Genomic DNA, 24,230 nt, shown 5'->3' on the forward strand with positions numbered 1-24,230 from the left:
CATTTATTTATGCCTGTCACAGAAAACAGGCTATTGTCTTGATACAGATCAAAGCAGCGGCGGCTGCTGTCCGACAATACAGCAGCCAGTCAAAAAGGTTCTGCGCACAAAAGAATCGCGCAGAGCATGGCAAAGGGACGCAATATGTCGAATTACATCAAGCTGATCGTGCTTGGGCTTATCGTGCTATTCGCAGCGATAGGGTCCAACTATGCACGGGATTTGGCGTATCAGGTGCATGCGATTCTGGTGATGATCATCGCCGGTGGGTTGTTTATCTGGACGCTAAGAAACACTGACGAGCCAGATATTCTTGTTGATCGCTCCGCCGAGTACATGGATGACGTGATCCGCTATGGCGTGATTGCGACGGCATTCTGGGGCGTTGTCGGATTTCTGGCAGGGACCTTTATTGCGTTCCAGTTGGCCTTTCCCGGACTCAACTTTGAATGGGCCCAAGGCTATCTGAACTTTGGGCGTTTGCGGCCGTTGCACACTTCAGCTGTGATCTTTGCATTTGGCGGTAACGCGCTTATCGCGACCTCATTCTATGTAGTTCAGCGCACCAGCGCTGCGCGGCTGTGGGGTGGCAATCTGGCGTGGTTTGTATTCTGGGGCTACCAGTTGTTCATCGTACTGGCGGCAACCGGTTACGTATTGGGTGGAACCCAGTCCAAGGAATATGCCGAACCTGAATGGTATGTTGATCTTTGGCTGACCATTGTCTGGGTGGCCTATCTGGCGGTCTATCTGGGTACGATCATCAAGCGGAAAGAACCCCACATCTATGTGGCAAACTGGTTCTACCTCGCGTTCATTGTCACCGTTGCCATGCTGCACCTGGTCAACAACATGACCATCCCGGTCAGCATCTGGGGTTCGAAATCGGTCATCGTCTGGTCGGGTGTTCAGGATGCCATGATCCAGTGGTGGTATGGCCACAACGCTGTTGGCTTCTTCCTGACCGCGGGCTTCCTGGGCATGATGTACTACTTCATTCCCAAGCAGGCCGAACGTCCTGTGTTCTCGTACAAGCTGTCGATCATCCACTTCTGGGCGCTGATCTTCCTGTACATTTGGGCTGGTCCGCACCACCTGCACTATACCGCGCTGCCAGACTGGGCCTCGACGCTGGGCATGGTGTTCTCGGTCGTGCTCTGGATGCCTTCGTGGGGTGGTATGATCAACGGTCTGATGACCCTGTCGGGCGCATGGGACAAGCTGCGCACCGACCCGGTTATCCGGATGATGGTGATCTCGGTCGGCTTCTACGGCATGTCCACCTTTGAGGGTCCGATGATGTCGATCCGTGCTGTGAACTCATTGAGCCACTACACCGACTGGACCATTGGTCACGTGCACTCAGGCGCGCTGGGTTGGAACGGCATGATCACCTTTGGTGCGCTGTACTTCCTTGTGCCGGTGCTGTGGAAGCGTGAGCGTCTGTACTCGCTGCAGATGGTCAGCTGGCACTTCTGGCTCGCCACCATCGGTATCGTGCTCTACGCCGCGTCGATGTGGGTCACCGGTATCATGGAAGGCCTGATGTGGCGCGAAGTGGATGCCAACGGCTTCTTGGTGAACTCGTTCGCCGACACCGTGGCTGCCAAGTTCCCGATGTATGTGGTGCGTGCTCTGGGTGGCGTCATGTTCGTCGCTGGCTCGCTGATCATGTGCTACAACCTGTGGATGACTGTGCGGAAAGCGCCGGCCAAAGAGGCCAGCCTGACCGTCGCGGTCCCGGCTGAATAAGGAGGGCCGGTAGCTATGGCAATTCTCGACAAACATAAGATCCTCGAGACCAATGCGACCCTCCTGCTGATCTTCAGCTTTCTGGTCGTGACCATCGGTGGCATCGTGCAGATCACCCCGCTGTTCTATCTTGAGAACACCATCGAGAAGGTGGAGGGTATGCGCCCTTACACCCCTCTCGAAATGGCTGGGCGTGAGATTTACATCCGCGAAGGCTGCTACACCTGCCACAGCCAGATGATCCGTCCGATGCGGGATGAGGTGGAACGTTATGGTCACTATTCGTTGGCGGCCGAGTCGATGTACGACCACCCATTCCAGTGGGGGTCCAAGCGGACCGGTCCCGATCTGGCGCGTGTTGGCGGCCGCTATTCGGATCAGTGGCAGATGGATCACCTGCGGGATCCGCAATCGGTGGTACCTGAATCGGTTATGCCAAAATACGGGTTCCTCGAGCGCCGTAAGATCGACGGCAGGTATATCGGTGACATCATGGCGGCAAACGCAGTAGTCGGCACGCCCTATACCGAAGAGATGCTGGAGAATGCAGTGGCAGACTTCCGCGCTCAGGCAGATCCGGACAGCGATTATGATGGTCTGCTGGAGCGCTATGGTGACAAGGTCAATGTCCGCAACTTCGATGGTCAGCCTGAGCTAACCGAAGCTGACGCGCTGATCGCCTACCTGCAGATGCTGGGCACGCTGGTCGACTTCTCGACCTTCACCCCGGACGCCAGCCGCTAGGGAGGATTGTTATGGAAGAGTACACACTCCTCAGGCAATTCGCGGATAGCTGGATGCTGCTGCTCTTGTTTGCCTTCTTTGTCGGCATCGTCATCTGGGTTTTTCGCCCTGGTGCCAGCAAGGAATACAAGGACACCGCCAACATCCCCTTCCGGCACACCGATGCGCCTGCGTCTCAGCAGGGAGACGACAAACCCGCCGAAGTTAAGGAGGCGAGGAAATGAGCAAGACACCTAAAAAACAGCCGGGCGATCCAAACACCACGGGTCACAGCTGGGACGGTATCGAAGAATTCGACAACCCGATGCCGCGCTGGTGGCTGTGGACTTTCTACGCGACGATCGTTTGGGCTGTGATCTACACGATCATGTATCCGGCGTGGCCCTTGGTTCAGTCTGCAACGGCGGGCGTGTTGGGCTGGTCGTCGCGCGAGATTGTTCAGCAAGAGATGGTTGCCTTCGAAGAGGCGAATGCTCCGTGGAATGCCAAGCTGGTGGAAACACCTCTGGACGAGATTTCGAAAGATCCGGAGCTTCAGCAATACGCCGTCAATGCGGGTGGTGCGGTGTTCCGCACCTGGTGCGCGCAGTGTCATGGTTCCGGTGCGCAAGGTGCCCCGGGTTTCCCGAACCTGTTGGATGACGCATGGCTTTGGGGCGGTACGCTGGACGATATCGTAACCACTGTCAGCTATGGTATCCGTAGCGAGGAAAGCGACGACACACGCTATTCCGAGATGCCTGCCTTTGGCGAGATTCTCGAGCATGACGAGATCACTCAGGTGGTTCAGTATGTCATGTCGCTGACCAATGCGCAGACGGATGATGCGGCGGCACAAGCGGGCAAAGTTGTTTTCGAAGACAACTGTGCATCCTGCCATGGTGAAGATGGCACTGGTGACGTTTTCCAGGGCGCGCCGAATCTGACCGATGCTATCTGGCTTTATGGTGGCGACGAAGAGGCGTTGACCGAAACGGTGACCAACAGCCGATTTGGTGTGATGCCACCTTGGGATACCCGACTGACCGAGGCGCAAATCCGTGCGGTTTCCGCCTATGTCCACCAATTGGGTGGTGGTCAGTAAGGGTTAAAGAAAACCTTCGGACGGCTCGCCGCCCGAAGGCTCTGACACCGGCTGTTCCATCTGTTCGCGCGTTTCCTGAACAGCCGGTGTCTATTTTCCGAGAATTAGGTCGATTACCTGCTCTGGTGCAAAGCACCATATCACAGATCGCACAAATCGATATCACGTTTGCTCTGCAGCCACCAATGGCCTGCAGGCAGCCAACGGCGCTTGCTGGCCTTTGCCTTGGGCACATCACGGACAGTCGTTGCATCAATTCGTGTCGCGGTCATGAAGGACTTGGCGAAAATCGAGAGCATGATCTTTCTCCTGACTGATTGGCGTCTGCTCACATGATCTGCCGTTGACGGGAGAAAGGCGACTCAATTACCATTTGCTTATGTAAGACAGGATTACATATGGATTGGTTGTCTCTTCCTCCGCTAACTTCACTGCGAGCCTTTTCAGCATTTGCGGAAAAGCGAAACGTTGTTCAGGCTGGTGCGGCGCTTAATGTTAGCCATGCCGCAATAAGCCAGCAGCTACGCGCGCTTGAAGATCATATGGGTGTCGCTCTTTTGGATCGAAGCGGGAAGTCTCTGACTTTGACTTCGCAAGGCGAGCATCTGGCGCGGGCTCTTCAACTCGGGTTCGGAGCAATCGGGTCAGCTGTCGACGAGCTCGTGCGGTCTGGTACGGACCGGCCCGTGCATGTGTCTTTAACTTCGTCCTTTGCTACATCCTGGCTGATGCCCAGGCTTCCGGCATTTCGCTTAGATCACCCCGAGATCGACTTGATTCTGGATCCATCGCCGGATCTGGTTGAACTGCGTCCGGGCGGTATAGATATCGCAATCCGGTACGGTGCCGGTGGGTGGTCCGGAGTTGACGCGCAGATGCTGCTGCAGACGCCGATGGTGATCGTGGCGGCACCCGAACTGCTCAAAGGTAAATCTGACTGGTCACCCGCCGAACTCGCGCAATTGCCCTGGCTGGAAGAGGTCGGAACGACCGAAGCGACCACGTGGTTGGCAGGTCGCGGGGCAGAACTGGAGCGCGGCGTAGGGCGGATCGTCGTTCCGGGAAATCTGGTGTTGGACGGTCTACGAGCCGGGCAGGGGGTTACCGTTACAGTGCGACATTTCGTCGAGCAGGATATCGAGAACGGGCGAATTGTAGAGCTTTATGCCGAGCCCGATGGCGCAGGATACCATATTGTTACGGCCCAAACGCCACAAAGACAGGCGGTAAAGACATTTGTTAGCTGGCTGAGGCGACAGGCACTCGGGGTGTGACAAAAGGTGTCTTTGCGATACGCTTTTGACCCAAATCAAAGTTGGTGGGTGTATGATCTGGAAGAAGTCGCCTGAAAAAGAGCCAGATCCGGAGCCAGCCCGTGAGCGATTCCAACCCCGCCCCCAGCCTTTATGCCGCTAGGGAGCCGATCTTTCCCAGACGTGTGTCAGGGCCATTTCGAAACCTGAAATGGATCATTTTGGCAGTAACACTGGGTATCTATTACCTGACCCCATGGATCAGATGGGACCGGGGTCCCAGCCTGCCCGATCAGGCCGTGTTGCTGGATTTGGCAAATCGCCGTTTCTATTTCTTCTGGATCGAAATCTGGCCACACGAGTTTTACTTTGTGGCAGGTTTGCTGATCATGGCTGGTCTTGGGCTGTTTTTGTTCACATCGGCGCTTGGTCGTGTCTGGTGTGGATACGCTTGCCCTCAAACGGTCTGGACCGACCTTTTCATTCTTGTTGAGCGCTGGATCGAGGGGGACAGAAACGCGCGTTTGCGACTGCACCGGCAGAAAAAGCTCGATTTCCGAAAGGCGCGGCTGCGGATTACGAAATGGGTGGCCTGGCTACTGATCGGTCTGGCGACGGGCGGTGCATGGGTGTTTTACTTTGCAGATGCGCCCACGTTGGCGCGTGATCTGGTTACCGGAAATGCCCATCCGATTGCTTACACGACAATCCTGATCCTGACGGGCACGACATTTCTGTTTGGGGGATTTGCCCGAGAGCAGATCTGTATTTACGCATGCCCGTGGCCACGTATTCAGGCCGCAATGATGGACGAGGACACTTTGGTCGTTGGCTACCGCGAATGGCGGGGTGAGCCGAGGGGCAAAGGGAAGCGGACTGCAGACTCTGAACTGGGGGACTGCATCGACTGTATGGCCTGCGTCAATGTTTGCCCTGTTGGAATCGACATCCGGGATGGTCAGCAATTGGAATGTATCACATGCGCACTGTGCATCGACGCCTGTGACGACATGATGGCCAAGATCGGCAAACCGCGCGGATTGATCGACTACATGGCGCTAAGCGACGAAACGCGCGAGCGCGCAGGCGAACCACCCGTGAGTGTCTGGAAGCACATCTTCAGGGCGCGGACCATTATGTATACTGCCCTTTGGTCCTTGGTTGGTTTTGCGTTGCTGTTTGCACTGTTCATTCGTTCCGATATCGACCTGACGGTCGCCCCGGTGCGCAACCCAACCTTTGTGACCCTGTCAGACGGTACGATCCGCAATACCTATGATGTGCGTTTGCGGAACAAGCATGGAGACGACCGCCTGTTTAAACTCTCTTTGGTCGGTGACCCGTCGATGCGGATTGAGATCGAGGGTACAGATCTGGATACTGTGAATGTCACGGCAGATACGGCACAATTGACCCGCGTTTACATCGTGGCGTCGAAAGACACTGCGCCGGCGAGCGCCGACTCGACCCCGGTTCGCATCTGGGTCGAAGATCTGAGCAGCGGCGAGCGCGCATCAAAAGATACCACGTTCAACGGGCGGGGAGACTGATCATGGCAGAGCGTCAATTTACCGGTAAACACGCGTTAGCTGTGTTCGTTGCAGCCTTTGCCGTAATCATATCTGTCAATCTGTTGCTTGCGTATAGCGCTGTGAAGACCTTTCCCGGGCTCGAAGTCAAAAACTCCTACGTTGCGAGTCAGGAGTTCAACGAGCGCTTGCAGGAACAGCAGGCGCTGGGCTGGGACGTAAAGGCCGAAGCAAAAGGTGGTCTGCTGATTTTGCGCATCACCGATGCGCAGGGCGCGCCGGTCAAAGTGGCAGAACTGCAGGCAGTGGTCGGTCGCGCAACCCATGTGCGTGATGATTTCACCCCCGATTTCACGTTCGACGGCATTGCCTATGCGACACCTGCCACCTTGGGTGCAGGAAACTGGAATATTCGTCTTGTCGCGAAAGACCATGACGGGTCTGAGTTTTCCCAACGCATTCCGCTTTATGTAAAGGGGTAGGGGATGACGGCACAGCTCAGCTCTGGCACGGCGGCTTGTCCGGGTTGCATCGCAACACCGGCCGAACCTGCCCGGCCAGTCCCCGAGGATGTGCAGATTGCGCTGTCACTGCCGGGCATCCATTGTTCGGCCTGTATTACAACGGTCGAACGTGAGCTGAACGCCCATCCCGGTGTCGAAGATGCACGCGTCAACCTGACCCTGAAGCGAGCCATGATCAAAGCCGCGCCTGATATCCGCGCGGCAGATCTGATTCCTGTTCTCGAGCGCGCAGGTTTCGAGGCGCACGAGTTGGACCCGGGGGCGTTGTCTGCCACACAGTCTGACAAGGCTGGACGTGATCTGTTGATGCGACTGGCAGTAGCCGGGTTTGCTTCGATGAACGTGATGCTGCTGTCGGTCTCGGTCTGGTCGGGTGCGAGCGATGCGACGCGAGACATGTTCCACTGGATCTCAGCAGCCATCGCGCTGCCAGCTATCGCGTTTTCTGCACAGCCGTTCTTTGCCAATGCGTGGAGCGCGCTTCGGGTTCGCCGCCTCAATATGGATGTACCGATCGTGCTGGCTATTCTGCTGGCTCTGGTTACATCCCTTTGGGAAACTGCACTGAGTGGCGAGCACGCCTATTTCGACGCAGCTCTGACGCTTACATTCTTCCTGCTTGCGGGTCGCTATCTTGATTACCGAACGCGTGCTGCGGCGCGGTCAGCAGCCGAAGAACTGACGGCACTCGAAGTGCCACGTGCCATTCGGTTGGTGGATGGTGCAGAAGAAGAGGTACCTGTCGCTCAACTAAAGGTCGGTGAGTTGATCCTTGTTCGGCCTGGTGGCCGAATGCCGGTAGACGGCCAGATTGTTTCCGGCCAGTCAGAGCTGGATCGTTCCTTGCTGACCGGTGAAACACTGCCAGTCTTTGCGGAACAGGGATTTGAGGTCAGCGCAGGTGAGGTCAATCTGACCGGGCCGTTGACTATCCGTGCAACTGCTGTGGGCGAGGATACCTCCCTGCATCGCATGGCAGATTTGGTGGCCATCGCAGAGTCAGGCCGCTCGCGATACACGTCATTGGCTGACAAGGCTGCCAAGCTTTACGCACCGGGTGTTCATATCCTGTCGGCGCTTAGTTTTTTGGGTTGGTACATCTATTCCGGCGATATCCGTACGGCGCTGAACATTGCGGCAGCGGTTCTGATCATCACCTGCCCTTGTGCGCTGGGGCTTGCGGTGCCTGCGGTGACAACGGCTGCTTCGGGACGTTTGTTTCGAAAAGGCATGCTGATCAAACATGCCACTGCGCTGGAACGTCTGGCTGAGGTCGACACAGTTGTATTCGATAAAACCGGCACTCTGACTTCGGGTGCGCCTGAACTGATTAATCTGGGGGATCATTCCCGTTCTGAACTTGGAGTGGCGCTGGCGCTGGCTGAAGCGTCGGCACATCCTTTGTCCGTCGCGCTGGTAAAGGCGGCACGAGAGGCCGGGGTCAAGCCTGCCAAGGTTCGTGATATCACTGAGGTGCCCGGATATGGAACCGAAGGCGAGTATCGAGGCCAGCGTGTTCGCCTTGGGCGTTCCGCCTGGGTTGGCGGACAGCAGGATGCGCAGACATCGGCCTGGCTCGCTATCGGATCGGCTCGACCCGTTGCGTTCCGATACTCTGACGCTTTGCGCCCGGGCGCGCAGGAAGCGGTTGAGGCCTTTAAGGCATCTGGCAAAGAGGTGATTCTTATCTCCGGCGATACAGAGGGTGCGGTTCATGCGCTTGCCGACAAGCTTGGGATCAAAAACTGGGTTGCCGAGGCATTGCCTCAGGACAAGGCGCTTCGCATTCAGAGCCTCAGTGAGGAGGGCAGGAATGTCCTGATGGTAGGGGATGGCCTGAATGATACCGCTGCCCTTGCTGCCGCGCATGTCTCGATCTCACCCGCTTCGGCGCTGGACGCGGCGCGTGTTGCATCAGACATCGTTTTGCTTGGGAATGATCTGTCCCCGATTGCCGATGCCTGCGATACTGCAGTGAAAGCAACGAAACGGATTCGTGAGAATTTTCAGATCGCAACGGTCTATAACGTGATTGCGGTGCCGCTTGCCGTTGCCGGGCTGGCGACGCCATTGATTGCGGCCCTTGCGATGTCGACCTCATCGATTACCGTATCCCTGAACGCCCTGCGCCTAAGGTGACCTGAATGGAAGTATTGGCCTATCTGATCCCGATCTCACTGCTTCTGGGCGGTATTGGCCTTGTGGCGTTTATTTATACCGTTCGTTCGAACCAATATGAGGATCCAGAAGGGGACTCGCGGCGCATCCTGAGTGACGAATGGGACGACCGGCCAAAGCCCTGAAGCCCCACCTTTGTTCACGGTTGCACCAACTGCCCTTGAATTTGCCGTAATGCCCGGCTATGTCCGGCCCATCCGCTAGCAGAGAGACCAAGCCTAATGGCCACCACAAACCCGATCCAGTTCATTCAGCAAGTCCGTGCCGAAGTAGCAAAGGTCGTCTGGCCGACCCGGCGTGAGGTGCTGTTGACCACGGTCATGGTGTTCATCATGGCGGCACTGACGGCCGTTTTCTTTGCACTGGTTGATCTGGCCATCCGCGGTGGTCTGCAACTGGTTCTCGGCGCATTCAGCTAAGGCGAACCGGGCCGCGCGGAAACGCCACTGCCCCCTTGCACAGCGCGCCGTGTCAGAGTAGTTGACACAGTACTATTCGGAATGGGCGTGCGGCGATTCGGGCTGCGCGCCGCTTTTTATTCCGGGTGACGAGATAGAATTTCAATGACGGGCAGGTCCGAGTGTTCGGTGGCCCGAAAGGCAAACAAGGACGACAGGTTCATGGCGAAACGGTGGTACTCGGTCAGCGTTCTTTCGAATTTCGAAAAGAAGATCGCAGAACAGATCCGCACGTCCGTGGCCGAGCAGGGCCTTGAGGACGATATCGACGAAGTACTGGTGCCCACCGAAGAGGTGATCGAAGTGCGCCGCGGCAAGAAGGTCACGACCGAGCGTCGTTTCATGCCCGGTTACGTTCTGGTGCATATGGAAATGTCGGATCAGGGCTATCACCTGATTAACTCGATCAACCGCGTCACCGGTTTCCTTGGCCCGCAGGGCCGCCCGATGCCGATGCGCGACGCCGAGGTGAACCAGATCCTCAACCGCGTTCAGGAAGGTGAAGAAGCGCCCAAGCTGATGATTACCTTCGAGGTCGGCGAGAAGGTCAAGGTCAACGACGGCCCGTTCGAAGATTTCGACGGCATGGTCGAAGGCGTGGACGACGAGAACCAGAAGCTGAAAGTGACCGTCTCGATCTTTGGTCGGGAAACTCCGGTGGAGCTGGACTTTACGCAGGTCACGAAGCAGGGCTGAATAGCTTCTCAGAGCATTTCAGAACGCCGCGTTGTCATCGACCACGCGGCGTTTTTTGCTTTATGAGTTTTGTGATCGCTGACCAGCCAAGTTCGCGAACGTCGCAGAACTAGCTCCCTATTCTTTGAAGGGAAGGCTGGTGTAGGCACCTACCTCATTGTTGCCCGAGCGCTCATTGAATGCTTCGATCATGTCATTTGTAGCTTCGGCAGCCCCAAGGTCCATGCTTTCAAGATCGAATTCGGAGAATGGAAACTCTGCGGCAGAGTCTGGGGGTTGCTTCGCCATTTGAACCGGTGCCGGAAAGGACTCTTCGTTGGGTATCCCTTGCCGGGTTCGAATACTATCTTTCGTTACATTCCATGTCATGAAATCAGCTGCTAAATCCAACGGGCCGTCATAGGTTTCCCGTATTGCCGAATAGACGGCCAACGCGATGTCATGATCGTTCTGGAAGTGATAACAAACTGCCAGTCGCGGTTCTGTCTCAGACATGATCTTCCCAAACGCCTGTGCAGCTGTATGCCCCTGTGAGCCCACAAAAATCGCCTCAGATGGTTCAAAACCGTACTTTTCGATCATGTATTCAGGGGGAGTGAAGCACTCGTGGATGGCAAGATCGGCACCGGCGGCATGCTCTCTCCACCAGCGTGTCGGAAGTGTATCAGAGGAAAAAGCGAACTTGAGGCCATTCCATTCCAATAGAAAACTAACCGATTGCTCGCCATGAATGGCTGGCAGGGTTCTGACTTGAACGCCGTTTTCATCAAAGATGACATTGTTTACAGCTTTCCAGTCGAATTCGTTCACTTCAAGCTGCAATCCTCTCGGATCGACCGCCGCGCCTCTGGTCGCTTCTTCCCAGGCCCACATCTTCATCATGTGGTCGGACCATGCCTTAGTGCCCCATTCCGGCTTGATCCCCTCAGGCCCCCAAAGGCGGACTGGAGTTAAGCGATTGTTTACGGGGCCGGTAAAATAGAAGGCTGGAAAATCGCCTGCATGATCAAGGTGCAAGTGACCTAAAAAGACCTTATCCAGTTGATCCAGGGGTATCCCAAGCGCCATGATCCGTTCATATGAACCTTCGCCCATATCGAAGATGAATTTTTCACCATTGCCCAGTTCAACAAGAAAGCAGGCGGCAGCTTGTTTAAGGCGTGGTTGAGGCATCCCCGTTCCGCAAGCGATAACCCGCATCTCGTCAGGCCCCAGAGATTCAGTTCCCGGGTAGTAAACAGTTTGGTTGGGGTATGGGTCGGTCCTTGACCATTCCGAAGGTTCCTCGTTTTGCGCTATCGTGATCGTCGCTGCGGCTGTGGTGATCCCGGCGCTAAGCGTTATTACATTTATGAAAGTCTTGGAAAATATCATCAAAAGCCCTCCCATAAGGATATCGTCGAGAAACCAAACACGCAGTTCCGACTCATCCAAGGGTCGCAATTTTTGAATGTGTTTGGCAAGTTTTACTCGGAATCGCATGCAAGGAAGTAGTATAGATGGGCAGATGACTGTTTTTGAAAGTTGCCCTGTAAGTCGTCTCGGATTGGGTCAGTGATCCCCTTGCCAACCCCTGCATTCCCCTGTAAACGCCGCCTCTATCGTCTTCGGGCGAGATTCTCTCGTGGGAGGTTGCTGGGATCGCGATCCCGGATCGGACCACGCAACATAATCTGGGTGGAACGCGTTTCACCTAAGTTGAAAGGAAAACCAAATGGCCAAGAAGCTTGCTGGTACAATGAAACTGCAGGTTCCTGCAGGTCAGGCGAACCCGTCGCCGCCAGTTGGTCCAGCGCTGGGTCAGCGCGGCATCAACATCATGGAATTCTGCAAGGCGTTTAACGCCAAGACCGCAGACATGGAGCAAGGCGCGCCTTGCCCGACCGTGATCACCTACTATCAGGACAAGTCCTTCACCATGGACATCAAGACGCCGCCCGCGTCTTATTACCTGAAAAAAGCAGCTGGTCTGAAGCCGGTTGGCAAGCGTAACCGCCCTCGTGGCGCGGAGAACCCAGGTCGTGAGACCGTGGCAACCGTGACTTCGAAGCAGGTTCGTGAAATCGCCGAAGCCAAAATGAAAGATCTGAACGCCAACGACGTCGAAGGCGCAATGCAGATCATCCTGGGCTCGGCCCGCTCTATGGGCATCGAGGTGAAGTAAGATGGCAAAACTCGGTAAACGTACCCGCGCTGCGCGCGAAGCTGTCGCTGGCAAGGAAAACCTGTCGGTGGACGAAGCAGTTGCCCTGGTCAAAGCCAACGCAACTTCGAAATTCGACGAAACCATCGAAATCGCTCTGAACCTGGGCGTTGACACTCGTCACGCAGACCAGATGGTTCGCGGCGTTGTCGGCCTGCCGAACGGCACCGGTAAAGCGATGCGCGTTGCTGTATTTGCTCGTGGCCCCAAGGCTGACGAAGCGAAAGAAGCAGGTGCAGATATCGTTGGCGCAGAAGACCTGATGGAAACCATTCAGGGCGGCACCATCGAATTCGATCGCTGCATTGCAACCCCTGACATGATGCCGATCGTTGGCCGTCTGGGTAAAGTTCTGGGCCCCCGCAACCTGATGCCGAACCCCAAAGTTGGCACTGTGACCATGGACGTGAAAGCGGCCGTGGAAGCAGCCAAAGGTGGTGAAGTTCAGTTCAAAGCTGAAAAAGGCGGCGTAGTGCACGCTGGTGTTGGCAAAGCGTCGTTCGACGAAGCCAAGCTGGTCGAAAACGTCCGCGCCTTCATCTCGGCTGTTGCCAAGGCCAAGCCGTCGGGCGCCAAAGGCACCTACATGAAGAAAATCGCACTGAGCTCGACCATGGGCCCAGGCGTGACTCTGGACGTTGCAGCTGCTGCGGGCGAATAAGCCTTAGCGACCAGTAGTGACAGAATTAACCCGGGTAGCGAAAGCTGCCCGGGTTTTCTTTTAGGGATCGATGTTTGTGGATGAGCGGAAAGCTCCCCGATGATCTAGCCGAATACTTGCCTTAGCCGAATGCCAAGGCGCTCTCGCTTGTGCTCTTCGAATTCACTGCAATCATGGCGTCTCTGGTGAAGAAAGAGCCAGTCTTTCAGCAACCGCCCCCGAATGCAGAAATCCAGAATCTCGGTGTTTATGGGGTGCTTGTAGCGGCGGAAGAACATTTCTTTGTTTCTCTTCAGGATGCCGCTTCGATCCACGTCTGATGCCCCACCTTCCCGAAATATATCTGCTTTCAGAAAATCAACGATGTCATACACCGCCAGTTTTTCTCGGGCTTCGGTGAAATCCAGGCCAATCGTTTTGCCCTGCCCGATGATCAGGTTCTGCCCATGAAAATCACCATGTGAAAAGACCCGAATGTCTTCAACGCCTTTCAGGCGGGCGGCTTCGGCGAACATGATGTTCACCCATCTCCGACTTTGATCCGAGATCTCATAGGGCACCGCATCCAGCAGATCACTGATGCTGTCGGTCATCCACTTTGGTCGGAAGGCATAGTTTACCGGCAATTGGCAACTATGAAGGTCATTGAGCCAAGATCCTGCACGACGGAAAACCTGTGCGACCTGATCGTCATCCGTGCTGTTGTAGATCAGATCCACTGCTGTCGGCCGGTCAATAAACTCTGTGACGAAAAAGGAGTTTGTGTCTGACAGATATACCGGGCGGATAACCTGAGTGGTTGGGTTGTCCTCGAAATGGATATGCAGTTTGGTCAGAAGGTCAAATTCATCGCGCAATCTTCCGGTGTCAGGAGCCTCTGTATCAATCTTTAAAGCGTAGGTTGCGGGCTTGGTTTGAACCTTCAGGACGAGGCGGGATGTAGCATAAGCATGTGAACGGTAGATGCACTTGACTTGTTCCGTAGCGTCTGTGTTCGCGTAACTCAGAAACTCAGTCACGTAGTCGGATGTAAACTGTCTTTCGCTCTCGGTAAGGTCCGGCATTCGGAGAGTGGTGCCTGTGATTGATCTTCTGTATGTGCAGGTGACAGGACCTCAGCGCAGGTTATGTGTCAATGGCTGCCATTTCCCTATTGACCAAAGTTCAAAAGTGAGCCGGACGGATTTCCGGGATCTGACCAATTTACCCCTTGGAAACCCCCGCCATCTGCCCTAAAGAGAACTGCGGAGTAAAGCGTGCGATTCGTCGTGCGCTTTATTTCGTTTCGTCCAAGACGGTGGGTGACCTTACGAAAGGTCTTAATTCCCTGCCTGAGACGGGTAAGACCAAAGAATTTCGAGGGTCCTGACCCTCGGGCGAATTTTGGCCAATCCCGTAACAACGGACCTGAACGCCGGAGCGTAAGCTACGGCAAATATGAGCCGGGATGAGGTTTCATCCCTAACTTGGAGAGAACTGTGGATAGAGCCCAGAAAGAGAAAGTGGTCGAGGAACTCGGCCAAATCTTCGAAAGCTCTGGCGTCGTAGTGGTTTCGCACTACGCCGGTCTGACAGTTGCCGAGATGCAGGACCTGCGTTCGCGTGCGCGCGAAGCCGGAGGTTCCGTGCGTGTTGCCAAGAACAGGCTCGCCAAAATCGCCCTTGAGGGTAAGCCGTGTGAAAGCATGGCCGACCTGCTGACAGGGATGACCGTTCTGACCTATTCCGAGGACCCCGTGGCAGCAGCCAAGGTGGCCGAGGACTTCGCCAAGGATAACAAGAATTTTGAAATCCTCGGCGGTGCAATGGGCGAGAACGCTCTGGACCGCAAAGGCGTTGAAGCCGTTTCGAAAATGCCGTCTCGCGAGGAGCTTATTGCTTCGATCGTGGGCTGCATTGGCGCACCTGCTTCGAACATCGCCGGCGCGATTGGCGCACCTGCAAGCAACATCGCAAGCATCCTTTCCACCATCGAAGAGAAGGCGGAAGCTGCGTAAGCGGTTGGCACTGAATGATCTGCGTAGGGTAAATACCCTGACGTTGGAACACACACTGTAAACGGAAAGAGCTGATAAAATGGCTGATCTGAAAGCACTCGCAGAAAGCATCGTGGGTCTGACCCTGCTGGAAGCACAAGAACTGAAAACCATCCTCAAAGACGAATACGGCATCGAGCCTGCAGCTGGCGGCGCCGTAATGGTTGCAGCTGGTGGCGACGCCGGTGGCGCAGCTGAGGAAGAAAAAACCGAATTCGACGTCGTTCTGAAGAACGCCGGCGCATCGAAAATCAACGTCATCAAAGAAGTTCGCGGCATCACCGGCCTGGGCCTGAAAGAAGCCAAGGAACTGGTCGAAGCCGGCGGCAAGATCAAAGAAGGCGTAGACAAAGCAGAAGCAGAAGACATCAAAGGCAAGCTGGAAGCAGCTGGCGCCGAAGTCGAGCTGGCCTAAGCTTAGTCTCTGGTGCATCGCTGATGTGCCGAAAAATTTGGCTGGGTCCGGAGAAATCCGGGTCCAGCCGAACCTGTCTTAGAAAGGGCCTCAATATCTGGGGCGTTTTCTAAGACACGGTTTTCGGATCGGGAGGCTGCCTTCGGGACGGTGGCCATGAATTGATCCGGACGTGTCGTCTCGAATGTGCAAGATGCCGGGGCCCGACGGTGTCTTTGCCCGCTGAGAACATCGAAAGGTGACATCTGACATGGCTCAAACGTTCCTTGGCCAGAAACGTCTTCGTAAATATTACGGCAAAATCCGCGAAGTGCTGGAGATGCCGAACCTCATTGAGGTCCAGAAATCTTCTTATGATCTTTTCCTGCGCTCCGGCGATGCAGAGCAGCCCACTGATGGCGAAGGCATCAAAGGTGTGTTCCAGTCGGTTTTCCCGATCAAGGATTTCAACGAAACCTCCGTTTTGGAGTTCGTGAAATACGATCTGGAAAAGCCCAAATATGACGTCGAAGAGTGCATGCAGCGCGACATGACCTACAGCGCGCCGCTGAAGGTCACTCTGCGCCTGATCGTGTTTGATGTCGATGAAGATACCGGTGCAAAGTCGGTCAAAGACATCAAGGAACAGGATGTCTTCATGGGCGACATGCCCTTGATGACCCCGAACGGTACGTTCGTTGTCAACGGCACCGAGCGAGTAATCGTATCCCAGATGCACCGCTCGCCCGGTGTGTTCTTTGACCACGACAAGGGCAAAACCCACTCCTCGGGTAAACTGCTGTTCGCCTGCCGCATCATCCCGTATCGCGGCAGCTGGCTGGACTTTGAGTTCGACGCCAAGGACATTGTGTTCGCTCGTATCGACCGTCGCCGCAAACTGCCGGTGACCACGCTGCTTTACGCTTTGGGTCTGGACCAGGAAGGCATCATGGATGCCTACTACAACACCGTGTCCTACAAACTGGACAAGAAGAAAGGCTGGATCACGCCGTTCTTCCCCGAGCGTGTTCGTGGTACCCGTCCGACCTATGATCTGGTTGACGCGAAATCAGGTGAAGTGATTGCTGAAGCAGGCAAGAAAGTCACCCCGCGCGCTGTTAAGAAACTGATCGAAGAAGGCGTTGTTACCGACCTGCTGGTTCCGTTCGACCATATCGTTGGCAAGTATGTCGCCAAGGACATCATCAACGAAGAAACCGGCGCGATCTATGTCGAGGCCGGTGACGAACTGACCTTGGAATATGACAAGGATGGCGACCTGATCGGCGGTACCGCAAAGGAACTGATCGACGCGGGCATCACCGACATCCCGGTTCTGGACATCGACAACGTCAATGTCGGCCCTTACATGCGCAACACCATGGCGCAGGACAAGAACATGAACCGCGAAAGCGCGCTCATGGACATCTATCGCGTCATGCGTCCGGGCGAGCCGCCCACCGTCGAAGCTGCATCGGCCCTGTTCGACACGCTATTCTTCGACAGCGAGCGTTATGACCTGTCAGCCGTTGGCCGTGTGAAGATGAACATGCGTCTGGCTCTGGATGCGCCGGACACCCTGCGCACGCTGCGCCGCGAAGACATCGTGGCCTGCATCAAGGCGCTGGTTGAACTGCGTGACGGCAAGGGCGACGTGGACGATATCGACCACCTCGGCAACCGTCGTGTGCGTTCGGTCGGCGAACTGATGGAAAACCAGTACCGCGTTGGCCTGCTGCGCATGGAACGCGCGATCAAAGAGCGTATGTCGTCGGTCGAGATCGACACCGTCATGCCTCAGGACCTGATCAACGCGAAACCGGCTGCTGCTGCTGTCCGCGAATTCTTCGGCTCGTCGCAGCTGTCGCAGTTCATGGACCAGACCAACCCGCTGTCGGAAGTCACCCACAAACGCCGTCTCTCGGCGCTTGGCCCCGGTGGTCTGACGCGTGAGCGTGCGGGCTTTGAGGTTCGTGACGTACACCCGACCCACTATGGCCGGATGTGCCCGATTGAAACGCCGGAAGGTCCGAACATTGGTCTGATTAACTCGCTGGCCACCTTTGCCCGCGTGAACAAGTATGGCTTCATCGAAACACCTTATCGCGTTGTCAAAGACGCTGAGGTGACCGATGAGGTTCACTACATGTCCGCGACCGAGGAAATGCGTCACACCGTGGCGCAGGCGAACGCGACTCTGGATGCAGATGGCAAGTTCATCAACGATCTGGTTTCGACCCGTCAGGCCGGTGACTACACCCTTGCCCCGCGCGAGAATGTGGACCTGATCGACGTGTCACCGAAACAGCTGGTTTCGGTCGCTGCATCGCTGATCCCGTTCCTTGAAAATGACGACGCTAACCGCGCTCTGATGGGCTCGAACATGCAACGTCAGGCGGTTCCGTTGCTGCGCGCCGAGGCGCCGCTGGTCGGTACCGGTATCGAGGAAAAGGTTGCGATCGACTCGGGTGCTGCGATTCAAGCGAAACGCGCCGGTATCATCGACCAGGTCGATGCCCAGCGTATCGTTATCCGCGCCACCGAGGATCTGGAACTGGGCGACGCTGGCGTTGACATCTATCGTCTGCGCAAATTCCAGCGTTCGAACCAGAACACCTGCATCAACCAGCGTCCGCTGATCAAGGTGGGTGACACCGTCCAGAAGGGCGAAGTCATTGCCGACGGTCCGTCGACCGATATGGGTGAACTCGCTCTTGGTAAGAACGTGGTCGTCGCGTTCATGCCATGGAACGGTTACAACTACGAAGACTCGATCCTGATCTCAGAGCGTATCGCGCGGGACGACGTCTTTACCTCGGTCCATATCGAGGAATTTGAAGTCGCCGCCCGTGACACCAAGCTGGGCCCGGAAGAGATCACCCGCGACATCCCGAACGTCGGTGAAGAAGCGCTGCGCAACCTCGACGAGGCTGGCATCGTTTACATCGGTGCGGATGTTGAGCCGGGCGATATTCTGGTCGGCAAGATCACTCCGAAGGGCGAAAGCCCGATGACCCCGGAAGAAAAGCTGCTGCGCGCCATCTTTGGTGAAAAAGCATCTGACGTGCGTGACACCTCGCTGCGCGTTAAGCCGGGCGATTACGGTACGGTCGTGGAAGTCCGCGTCTTCAACCGTCACGGCGTCGAGAAAGACGAGCGTGCGCTGCAGATCGAGCGTGAGGAAGTCGAACGTCTGGCCCGTGACCGGGACGACGAGCTGGCGATCCTTGACCGCAACATCTATGCGCGTCTGCAGGGTCTGATCCTGGGTAAAACCGCTGTCAAAGGCCCGAAAGGGGTCAAGGCAGGGTCGGTGATCACCGAGGAACTGCTGGAAACCCTGACCCGTGGTCAGTGGTGGCAACTGGCACTGGAAGGCGAGCAGGACGCACAGATCGTCGAGGCTCTGAACGAGCAGTACGAAGTGCAGAAGCGCGCTCTGGACGCCCGGTTCGAAGACAAGGTCGAAAAGGTCCGTCGTGGCGACGACCTGCCGCCGGGCGTGATGAAGATGGTCAAAGTCTTCATCGCCGTGAAGCGTAAGCTGCAGCCGGGCGATAAGATGGCCGGTCGTCACGGGAACAAAGGTGTGATCTCCAAGGTTGTTCCGATGGAAGACATGCCGTTCCTTGCCGATGGTACTCCTGTCGACTTCTGTCTGAACCCGCTGGGTGTGCCTTCGCGTATGAACGTCGGTCAGATCCTTGAAACCCACATGGGTTGGGCCGCGCGCGGTCTGGGTCTGAACATCGATGACGCTCTGGGTGAGTACCGCCGTTCCGGCGATCTGACCCCGGTGCGCGAAGCGATGAAGCTGGCCTATGGCGAGAACGTCTACGAAGAAGGCATCACCGGTCTGGACGAGGATGGCCTGATCGAGGCTGCGGGCAATGTGACCCGTGGTGTTCCGATCGCTACCCCGGTCTTCGACGGTGCCAAGGAAGCTGACGTCAACGACGCGCTGGTGCGTGCGGGCTTCTCGGAGAGCGGTCAGTCGATTCTGTTCGATGGTCGTACCGGTGAGCAATTCGCACGTCCTGTGACCGTGGGCATCAAGTACCTGCTGAAACTGCACCACTTGGTGGACGACAAGATCCACGCGCGTTCGACCGGGCCGTACAGCCTGGTTACCCAGCAGCCGCTGGGTGGTAAGGCGCAGTTCGGTGGTCAGCGCTTTGGTGAGATGGAGGTCTGGGCTCTGGAAGCTTATGGCGCCGCCTACACCCTGCAGGAGATGCTCACCGTGAAATCGGATGACGTCGCTGGCCGGACCAAGGTCTATGAGTCGATCGTTAAGGGCGAGGATAACTTTGAAGCGGGCGTACCGGAATCGTTCAACGTTCTGGTTAAAGAAGTCCGTGGCCTCGGCCTGAATATGGAACTCCTGGATGCGGAGGTTGAGGAGTAAGGGCCTCGGCCCTTCCTCCCGTCCCCCCTTCCGCAAAATTTGAGGTATCAAAATGAACCAGGAAATCACCAACAACCCGTTCAACCCGCTGACACCGCCGAAAGTCTTTGACGAGATCAAGGTTTCGCTGGCCAGCCCTGAACGGATCCTGTCTTGGTCCTATGGTGAGATCAAGAAACCCGAAACCATCAACTACCGGACGTTCAAGCCCGAGCGAGACGGTCTGTTCTGCGCGCGTATCTTTGGCCCGATCAAAGACTACGAATGTCTGTGCGGCAAATATAAGCGGATGAAGTATCGCGGCGTTGTCTGCGAGAAATGCGGTGTGGAAGTCACCCTGCAGAAAGTCCGCCGTGAACGCATGGGCCACATCGAACTGGCCGCGCCTGTTGCACATATCTGGTTCCTGAAATCGCTGCCGTCCCGCATCGGTCTGATGCTGGATATGACTCTGCGTGATCTGGAACGCGTTCTGTACTTTGAAAACTACGTCGTCATCGAGCCCGGTCTGACTGACCTGACCTACGGCCAGATGCTGACCGAAGAAGAGTACATGGATGCGCAGGATGCCTATGGCATGGACGCGTTCACCGCCAATATCGGTGCTGAAGCCATCCGTGAGATGCTGGCCCAGATCGATCTGGAAGCCGAAGCCGAGCAGCTGCGCGCTGATCTGGCCGAAGCCACCGGCGAGCTGAAGCCTAAGAAGATCATCAAGCGTCTGAAGGTTGTTGAATCCTTCCTCGAGTCGGGCAACCGGCCTGAATGGATGGTGATGACCGTGATCCCGGTCATTCCGCCGGAACTGCGTCCGCTGGTTCCTCTGGATGGTGGCCGTTTTGCGACTTCGGATCTGAACGATCTGTATCGCCGGGTCATCAACCGGAACAACCGTCTGAAGCGTCTGATTGAGCTGCGCGCACCTGACATCATCGTCCGCAACGAAAAGCGGATGCTGCAGGAATCCGTAGATGCTCTGTTCGACAACGGCCGTCGTGGCCGCGTGATCACCGGCGCCAACAAGCGTCCGCTGAAATCGCTGTCGGACATGCTGAAGGGTAAACAGGGTCGCTTCCGTCAGAACCTTTTGGGTAAGCGCGTCGACTTCTCGGGCCGTTCGGTCATTGTGACCGGTCCGGAACTCAAGCTGCACCAGTGTGGTCTGCCCAAGAAGATGGCGCTGGAGCTGTTCAAGCCGTTCATCTACTCGCGCCTTGAAGCCAAGGGTCTGTCTTCGACCGTGAAGCAGGCGAAGAAACTGGTCGAGAAAGAGCGCCCCGAAGTGTGGGATATCCTCGACGAGGTGATCCGCGAACACCCTGTCATGCTGAACCGTGCGCCGACGCTGCACCGTCTTGGCATTCAGGCATTCGAGCCGGTCCTGATCGAAGGTAAAGCCATTCAGCTGCACCCGCTGGTCTGCTCGGCCTTTAACGCTGACTTCGACGGTGACCAGATGGCTGTTCACGTTCCGCTGAGCCTTGAGGCGCAGCTGGAAGCCCGTGTTCTAATGATGTCGACGAACAACGTTCTGTCGCCTGCAAACGGCGCGCCGATCATCGTTCCGTCGCAGGATATGATCCTGGGTCTCTACTATCTGACCCTGGAACGTGAAGGCATGCCCGGCGAAGGCAAAGTGTTCGGCTCGATCGACGAGGTCCAGCACGCGCTGGACGCGGGTGAAGTTCATCTGCACTCGAAGATCACTGCCCGGATCACTCAGATCGACGACGAAGGCAACGAAGTTCAGCAGCGTTTCGAGACCACTCCGGGCCGCGTGCGTCTGGGTGCTCTGCTGCCGATGAACAACAAGGCACCGTTCGAGCTGGTTAACCGTCTGCTGCGTAAGAAAGAAGTGCAGCAGGTGATCGACACTGTCTACCGCTACTGCGGTCAGAAAGAGTCGGTCATCTTCTGTGACCAGATCATGTCGATGGGCTTCAAAGAAGCGTTCAAGGCCGGTATCTCGTTCGGTAAGGACGACATGGTCATCCCGGGCGACAAGTGGGGCATCGTTGATGACACCCGCGATCAGGTGAAGGATTTCGAACAACAGTACATGGACGGCCTGATCACTCAGGGTGAAAAGTACAACAAAGTTGTCGATGCCTGGTCGAAGTGTAACGACCGCGTCACCGAGGCGATGATGAGCACGATCTCGTCGTCGGATCGGGCAGAGGATGGCTCCGAGCAGGAACCAAACTCGGTCTACATGATGGCTCACTCGGGTGCGCGTGGCTCGGTTACTCAGATGAAACAGCTGGGCGGTATGCGCGGCCTGATGGCTAAGCCGAACGGCGACATCATCGAGACACCGATCATCTCGAACTTTAAAGAAGGTCTGACCGTTCTCGAGTACTTCAACTCGACACACGGTGCCCGTAAGGGTCTGTCGGATACCGCTCTGAAGACGGCGAACTCGGGTTACCTGACCCGCCGTCTTGTGGACGTCGCACAAGACTGCATCGTTCGCGAGGTCGATTGTGGAACCGAGCGCGCGATCACAGCCGAAGCTGCAGTCAATGACGGTGAAGTCGTCGCTTCGCTGGCCGAGCGTGTGCTGGGCCGTGTGTCTGCCGATGACGTTCTGCGTCCGGGTACAGATGAGGTTCTGGTCGCTGCCGGTCAGCTGATCGATGAACGTATGGCCGACGCCATTGACGAGGCTGCCGTTGCGTCGATGCGCATCCGCTCGCCTCTGACCTGTGAGTCCGAGGAAGGCGTCTGTGCGACCTGCTACGGTCGTGACCTTGCACGCGGTACCATGGTGAACACGGGTGAGGCAGTCGGTATCATCGCCGCCCAGTCCATCGGTGAACCCGGTACGCAGCTGACGATGCGGACCTTCCACATCGGTGGTGTTGCACAAGGTGGTCAGCAGTCGTTCCAGGAAGCCAGCCAGGACGGTGTTGTTTCGTTCGAGAACCCGCAGATTCTGGTCAATGCAGCAGGCGACAGCCTTGTCATGGGCCGGAACATGAAGCTGGTGATCAAGGACGAACACGGCGAAGAGCGTGCCAGCCACAAGCTGGGCTACGGCTCCAAGCTGTTTGTCAAAGATGGCACCAAAGTGGCCCGTGGCGACAAGCTGTTCGAGTGGGATCCCTACACCCTGCCGATCATCGCCGAGAAAGCCGGTACTGCGAAATACGTTGACCTTGTTTCGGGCCTTGCTGTCCGCGACGAGACCGACGAAGCAACCGGCATGACCCAGAAGATCGTGATCGATTGGCGCGCCGCCCCCAAAGGCAGCGACCTCAAGCCTGAGATTATTCTGGTTGGCGAAGATGGCGAGCCGGTCCGCAACGATGCGGGCAACCCGGTTCACTATCCGATGTCGGTGGATGCGATCCTGTCGGTTGAAGACGGTCAGCAGGTTGAAGCTGGTGACGTTGTTGCGCGTATCCCGCGTGAAGGCGCCAAGACCAAGGACATCACCGGTGGTCTGCCGCGTGTGGCGGAACTGTTCGAAGCCCGTCGTCCGAAAGATCACGCGATCATCGCAGAAGCCGATGGTTACGTACGCTTTGGCCGCGACTACAAGAACAAGCGCCGCATCAGCATTGAACCGGCTGACGAGTCCATGGAGACCATCGAGTACATGGTGCCCAAGGGCAAGCACATCCCGGTCGCAGAAGGTGACTTCATCCAGAAGGGTGAATACCTGATGGACGGTAACCCGGCTCCGCATGACATCCTGTCCATCATGGGTGTCGAAGCGCTGGCGGATTACATGATCGACGAGGTGCAGGACGTCTATCGTCTGCAGGGCGTGAAGATCAACGACAAGCACATCGAGGTCATTGTGCGCCAGATGCTGCAGAAGTGGGAGATCCTGGATTCAGGCGACACCACCCTGCTGAAAGGCGAACATGTCGACAAGCAGGAGTTCGACGCAGCCAACGAGAAGACCATCGCCCGCGGTGGTCGTCCGGCACAGGGCGAGCCGATCCTTCTGGGGATCACCAAGGCCTCGCTGCAGACGCGTTCGTTCATCTCGGCGGCGTCGTTCCAGGAAACCACTCGTGTACTGACCGAAGCTTCGGTTCAGGGCAAGAAAGACAAACTGGTTGGCCTGAAAGAGAACGTCATCGTCGGCCGTCTGATCCCCGCCGGTACCGGTGGCGCAACTCAAAGCGTCCGCCATATCGCGCAGTCGCGTGACAACGTGGTGATCGAAGCCCGCCGGGAAGAGGCCGAAGCGGCCGCTGCTCTGGCGGCTCCGATGATGGATGATGACATGGTCGGTGATGAGCTGGATGTTCTGGTAGAAACACCGGAAAGCCGCGAGTAATCACTCTCCTATATGA

General features: G+C 56.5%; 20 protein-coding genes. 17 read left to right on the top strand and 3 right to left on the bottom strand.

From position 1 onward, the window contains the following. Positions 1–144 precede the first annotated feature (144 nt). Genes ccoN through ccoP form a run of 4 tightly spaced genes read left to right on the top strand, consistent with a single transcriptional unit; the run spans position 145 to position 3,580 of the window. Positions 145–1,752 carry a cytochrome-c oxidase, cbb3-type subunit I gene (gene ccoN / locus ACR0IO_RS22230; protein WP_155142409.1) on the top strand — a complete coding sequence of 536 codons (1,608 nt, stop codon included), beginning with the start codon at positions 145–147 and terminating at the stop codon, positions 1,750–1,752. 15 nt (positions 1,753–1,767) lie between these two features. Continuing rightward, on the top strand, positions 1,768–2,496 hold the full coding sequence (ccoO, locus tag ACR0IO_RS22235) for a cytochrome-c oxidase, cbb3-type subunit II (protein WP_170337124.1): 729 nt from the start codon (positions 1,768–1,770) through the stop codon (positions 2,494–2,496). 11 nt (positions 2,497–2,507) lie between these two features. Continuing rightward, the gene (locus tag ACR0IO_RS22240) at positions 2,508–2,720 is read left to right on the top strand and encodes a cbb3-type cytochrome c oxidase subunit 3 (RefSeq protein WP_155142413.1); all 213 of its coding nucleotides are present in this window, start codon (positions 2,508–2,510) and stop codon (positions 2,718–2,720) included. After that, entirely contained in the window at positions 2,717–3,580 is an 864-nt protein-coding gene (ccoP, locus tag ACR0IO_RS22245) for a cytochrome-c oxidase, cbb3-type subunit III (protein ID WP_480744924.1), read from the top strand. Before ACR0IO_RS22240 ends, ccoP begins: the two co-directional genes overlap by 4 nt. Before the next feature lie 140 nt (positions 3,581–3,720). Here ccoP and ACR0IO_RS22250 read toward each other — a convergent pair whose 3' ends face one another. Continuing rightward, complete coding sequence (locus ACR0IO_RS22250) at positions 3,721–3,879, bottom strand: hypothetical protein (protein WP_480744926.1); 159 nt, start codon at positions 3,877–3,879, stop codon at positions 3,721–3,723. Positions 3,880–3,978: 99 nt separating this feature from the next. Between ACR0IO_RS22250 and ACR0IO_RS22255 the strand changes: the two genes are divergently transcribed. The 7 genes from ACR0IO_RS22255 (at position 3,979) to nusG (ending at position 10,218) form a co-directional block, all read left to right on the top strand. Then, a complete protein-coding gene (locus tag ACR0IO_RS22255; protein ID WP_480744928.1) occupies positions 3,979–4,854 on the top strand; it encodes a LysR family transcriptional regulator in 876 nt (291 codons plus the stop codon). Positions 4,855–4,955: 101 nt separating this feature from the next. After that, positions 4,956–6,383 (top strand): cytochrome c oxidase accessory protein CcoG, encoded by a 1,428-nt coding sequence (gene ccoG, locus ACR0IO_RS22260; protein WP_170337116.1) that lies wholly within the window; start codon positions 4,956–4,958, stop codon positions 6,381–6,383. A gap of 2 nt (positions 6,384–6,385) precedes the next feature. Further along, a complete protein-coding gene (locus tag ACR0IO_RS22265; RefSeq protein ID WP_170337114.1) occupies positions 6,386–6,844 on the top strand; it encodes a FixH family protein in 459 nt (152 codons plus the stop codon). A gap of 3 nt (positions 6,845–6,847) precedes the next feature. Continuing rightward, positions 6,848–9,025, top strand: coding sequence for a heavy metal translocating P-type ATPase (locus ACR0IO_RS22270; protein ID WP_480744931.1), 2,178 nt, complete (start codon positions 6,848–6,850; stop codon positions 9,023–9,025). Between the two features lie 5 nt (positions 9,026–9,030). After that, on the top strand, positions 9,031–9,189 hold the full coding sequence (gene ccoS / locus ACR0IO_RS22275; protein WP_155142426.1) for a cbb3-type cytochrome oxidase assembly protein CcoS: 159 nt from the start codon (positions 9,031–9,033) through the stop codon (positions 9,187–9,189). Positions 9,190–9,285: 96 nt separating this feature from the next. Continuing rightward, positions 9,286–9,483, top strand: coding sequence for a preprotein translocase subunit SecE (gene secE / locus ACR0IO_RS22280; RefSeq protein ID WP_155142428.1), 198 nt, complete (start codon positions 9,286–9,288; stop codon positions 9,481–9,483). A gap of 201 nt (positions 9,484–9,684) precedes the next feature. Beyond that, positions 9,685–10,218 carry a transcription termination/antitermination protein NusG gene (nusG, locus tag ACR0IO_RS22285; protein WP_155142458.1) on the top strand — a complete coding sequence of 178 codons (534 nt, stop codon included), beginning with the start codon at positions 9,685–9,687 and terminating at the stop codon, positions 10,216–10,218. A gap of 117 nt (positions 10,219–10,335) precedes the next feature. On the opposite strand, the gene gntH is transcribed toward nusG, so the two are convergent. Beyond that, the gene (gene gntH, locus ACR0IO_RS22290; protein ID WP_170337110.1) at positions 10,336–11,592 is read right to left on the bottom strand and encodes a guanitoxin biosynthesis MBL fold metallo-hydrolase GntH; all 1,257 of its coding nucleotides are present in this window, start codon (positions 11,590–11,592) and stop codon (positions 10,336–10,338) included. Between the two features lie 340 nt (positions 11,593–11,932). On the opposite strand from gntH, the gene rplK reads away from it, so the two are divergent. Continuing rightward, entirely contained in the window at positions 11,933–12,382 is a 450-nt protein-coding gene (rplK, locus tag ACR0IO_RS22295; RefSeq protein WP_037314971.1) for a 50S ribosomal protein L11, read from the top strand. Position 12,383: 1 nt separating this feature from the next. Further along, positions 12,384–13,082 (top strand): 50S ribosomal protein L1, encoded by a 699-nt coding sequence (rplA, locus tag ACR0IO_RS22300; RefSeq protein ID WP_008758243.1) that lies wholly within the window; start codon positions 12,384–12,386, stop codon positions 13,080–13,082. 104 nt (positions 13,083–13,186) lie between these two features. On the opposite strand, the gene ACR0IO_RS22305 is transcribed toward rplA, so the two are convergent. Continuing rightward, positions 13,187–14,146 (bottom strand): phosphotransferase, encoded by a 960-nt coding sequence (locus ACR0IO_RS22305; RefSeq protein ID WP_480744934.1) that lies wholly within the window; start codon positions 14,144–14,146, stop codon positions 13,187–13,189. A gap of 414 nt (positions 14,147–14,560) precedes the next feature. Here ACR0IO_RS22305 and rplJ point away from each other — a divergent pair, with 414 nt between their 5' ends. The 4 genes from rplJ to rpoC all read left to right on the top strand — a co-directional run bounded on the left by rplJ (position 14,561) and on the right by rpoC (position 24,214). Next, the gene (gene rplJ, locus ACR0IO_RS22310) at positions 14,561–15,079 is read left to right on the top strand and encodes a 50S ribosomal protein L10 (protein WP_170337106.1); all 519 of its coding nucleotides are present in this window, start codon (positions 14,561–14,563) and stop codon (positions 15,077–15,079) included. Between the two features lie 79 nt (positions 15,080–15,158). Next, on the top strand, positions 15,159–15,533 hold the full coding sequence (gene rplL, locus ACR0IO_RS22315; RefSeq protein WP_155142436.1) for a 50S ribosomal protein L7/L12: 375 nt from the start codon (positions 15,159–15,161) through the stop codon (positions 15,531–15,533). 250 nt (positions 15,534–15,783) lie between these two features. Beyond that, entirely contained in the window at positions 15,784–19,920 is a 4,137-nt protein-coding gene (rpoB, locus tag ACR0IO_RS22320) for a DNA-directed RNA polymerase subunit beta (protein WP_480744937.1), read from the top strand. 52 nt (positions 19,921–19,972) lie between these two features. Next, the gene (rpoC, locus tag ACR0IO_RS22325; protein WP_155142438.1) at positions 19,973–24,214 is read left to right on the top strand and encodes a DNA-directed RNA polymerase subunit beta'; all 4,242 of its coding nucleotides are present in this window, start codon (positions 19,973–19,975) and stop codon (positions 24,212–24,214) included. Positions 24,215–24,230 lie beyond the last annotated feature (16 nt).

The organism is Ruegeria sp. CE12, assembly GCF_056537525.1.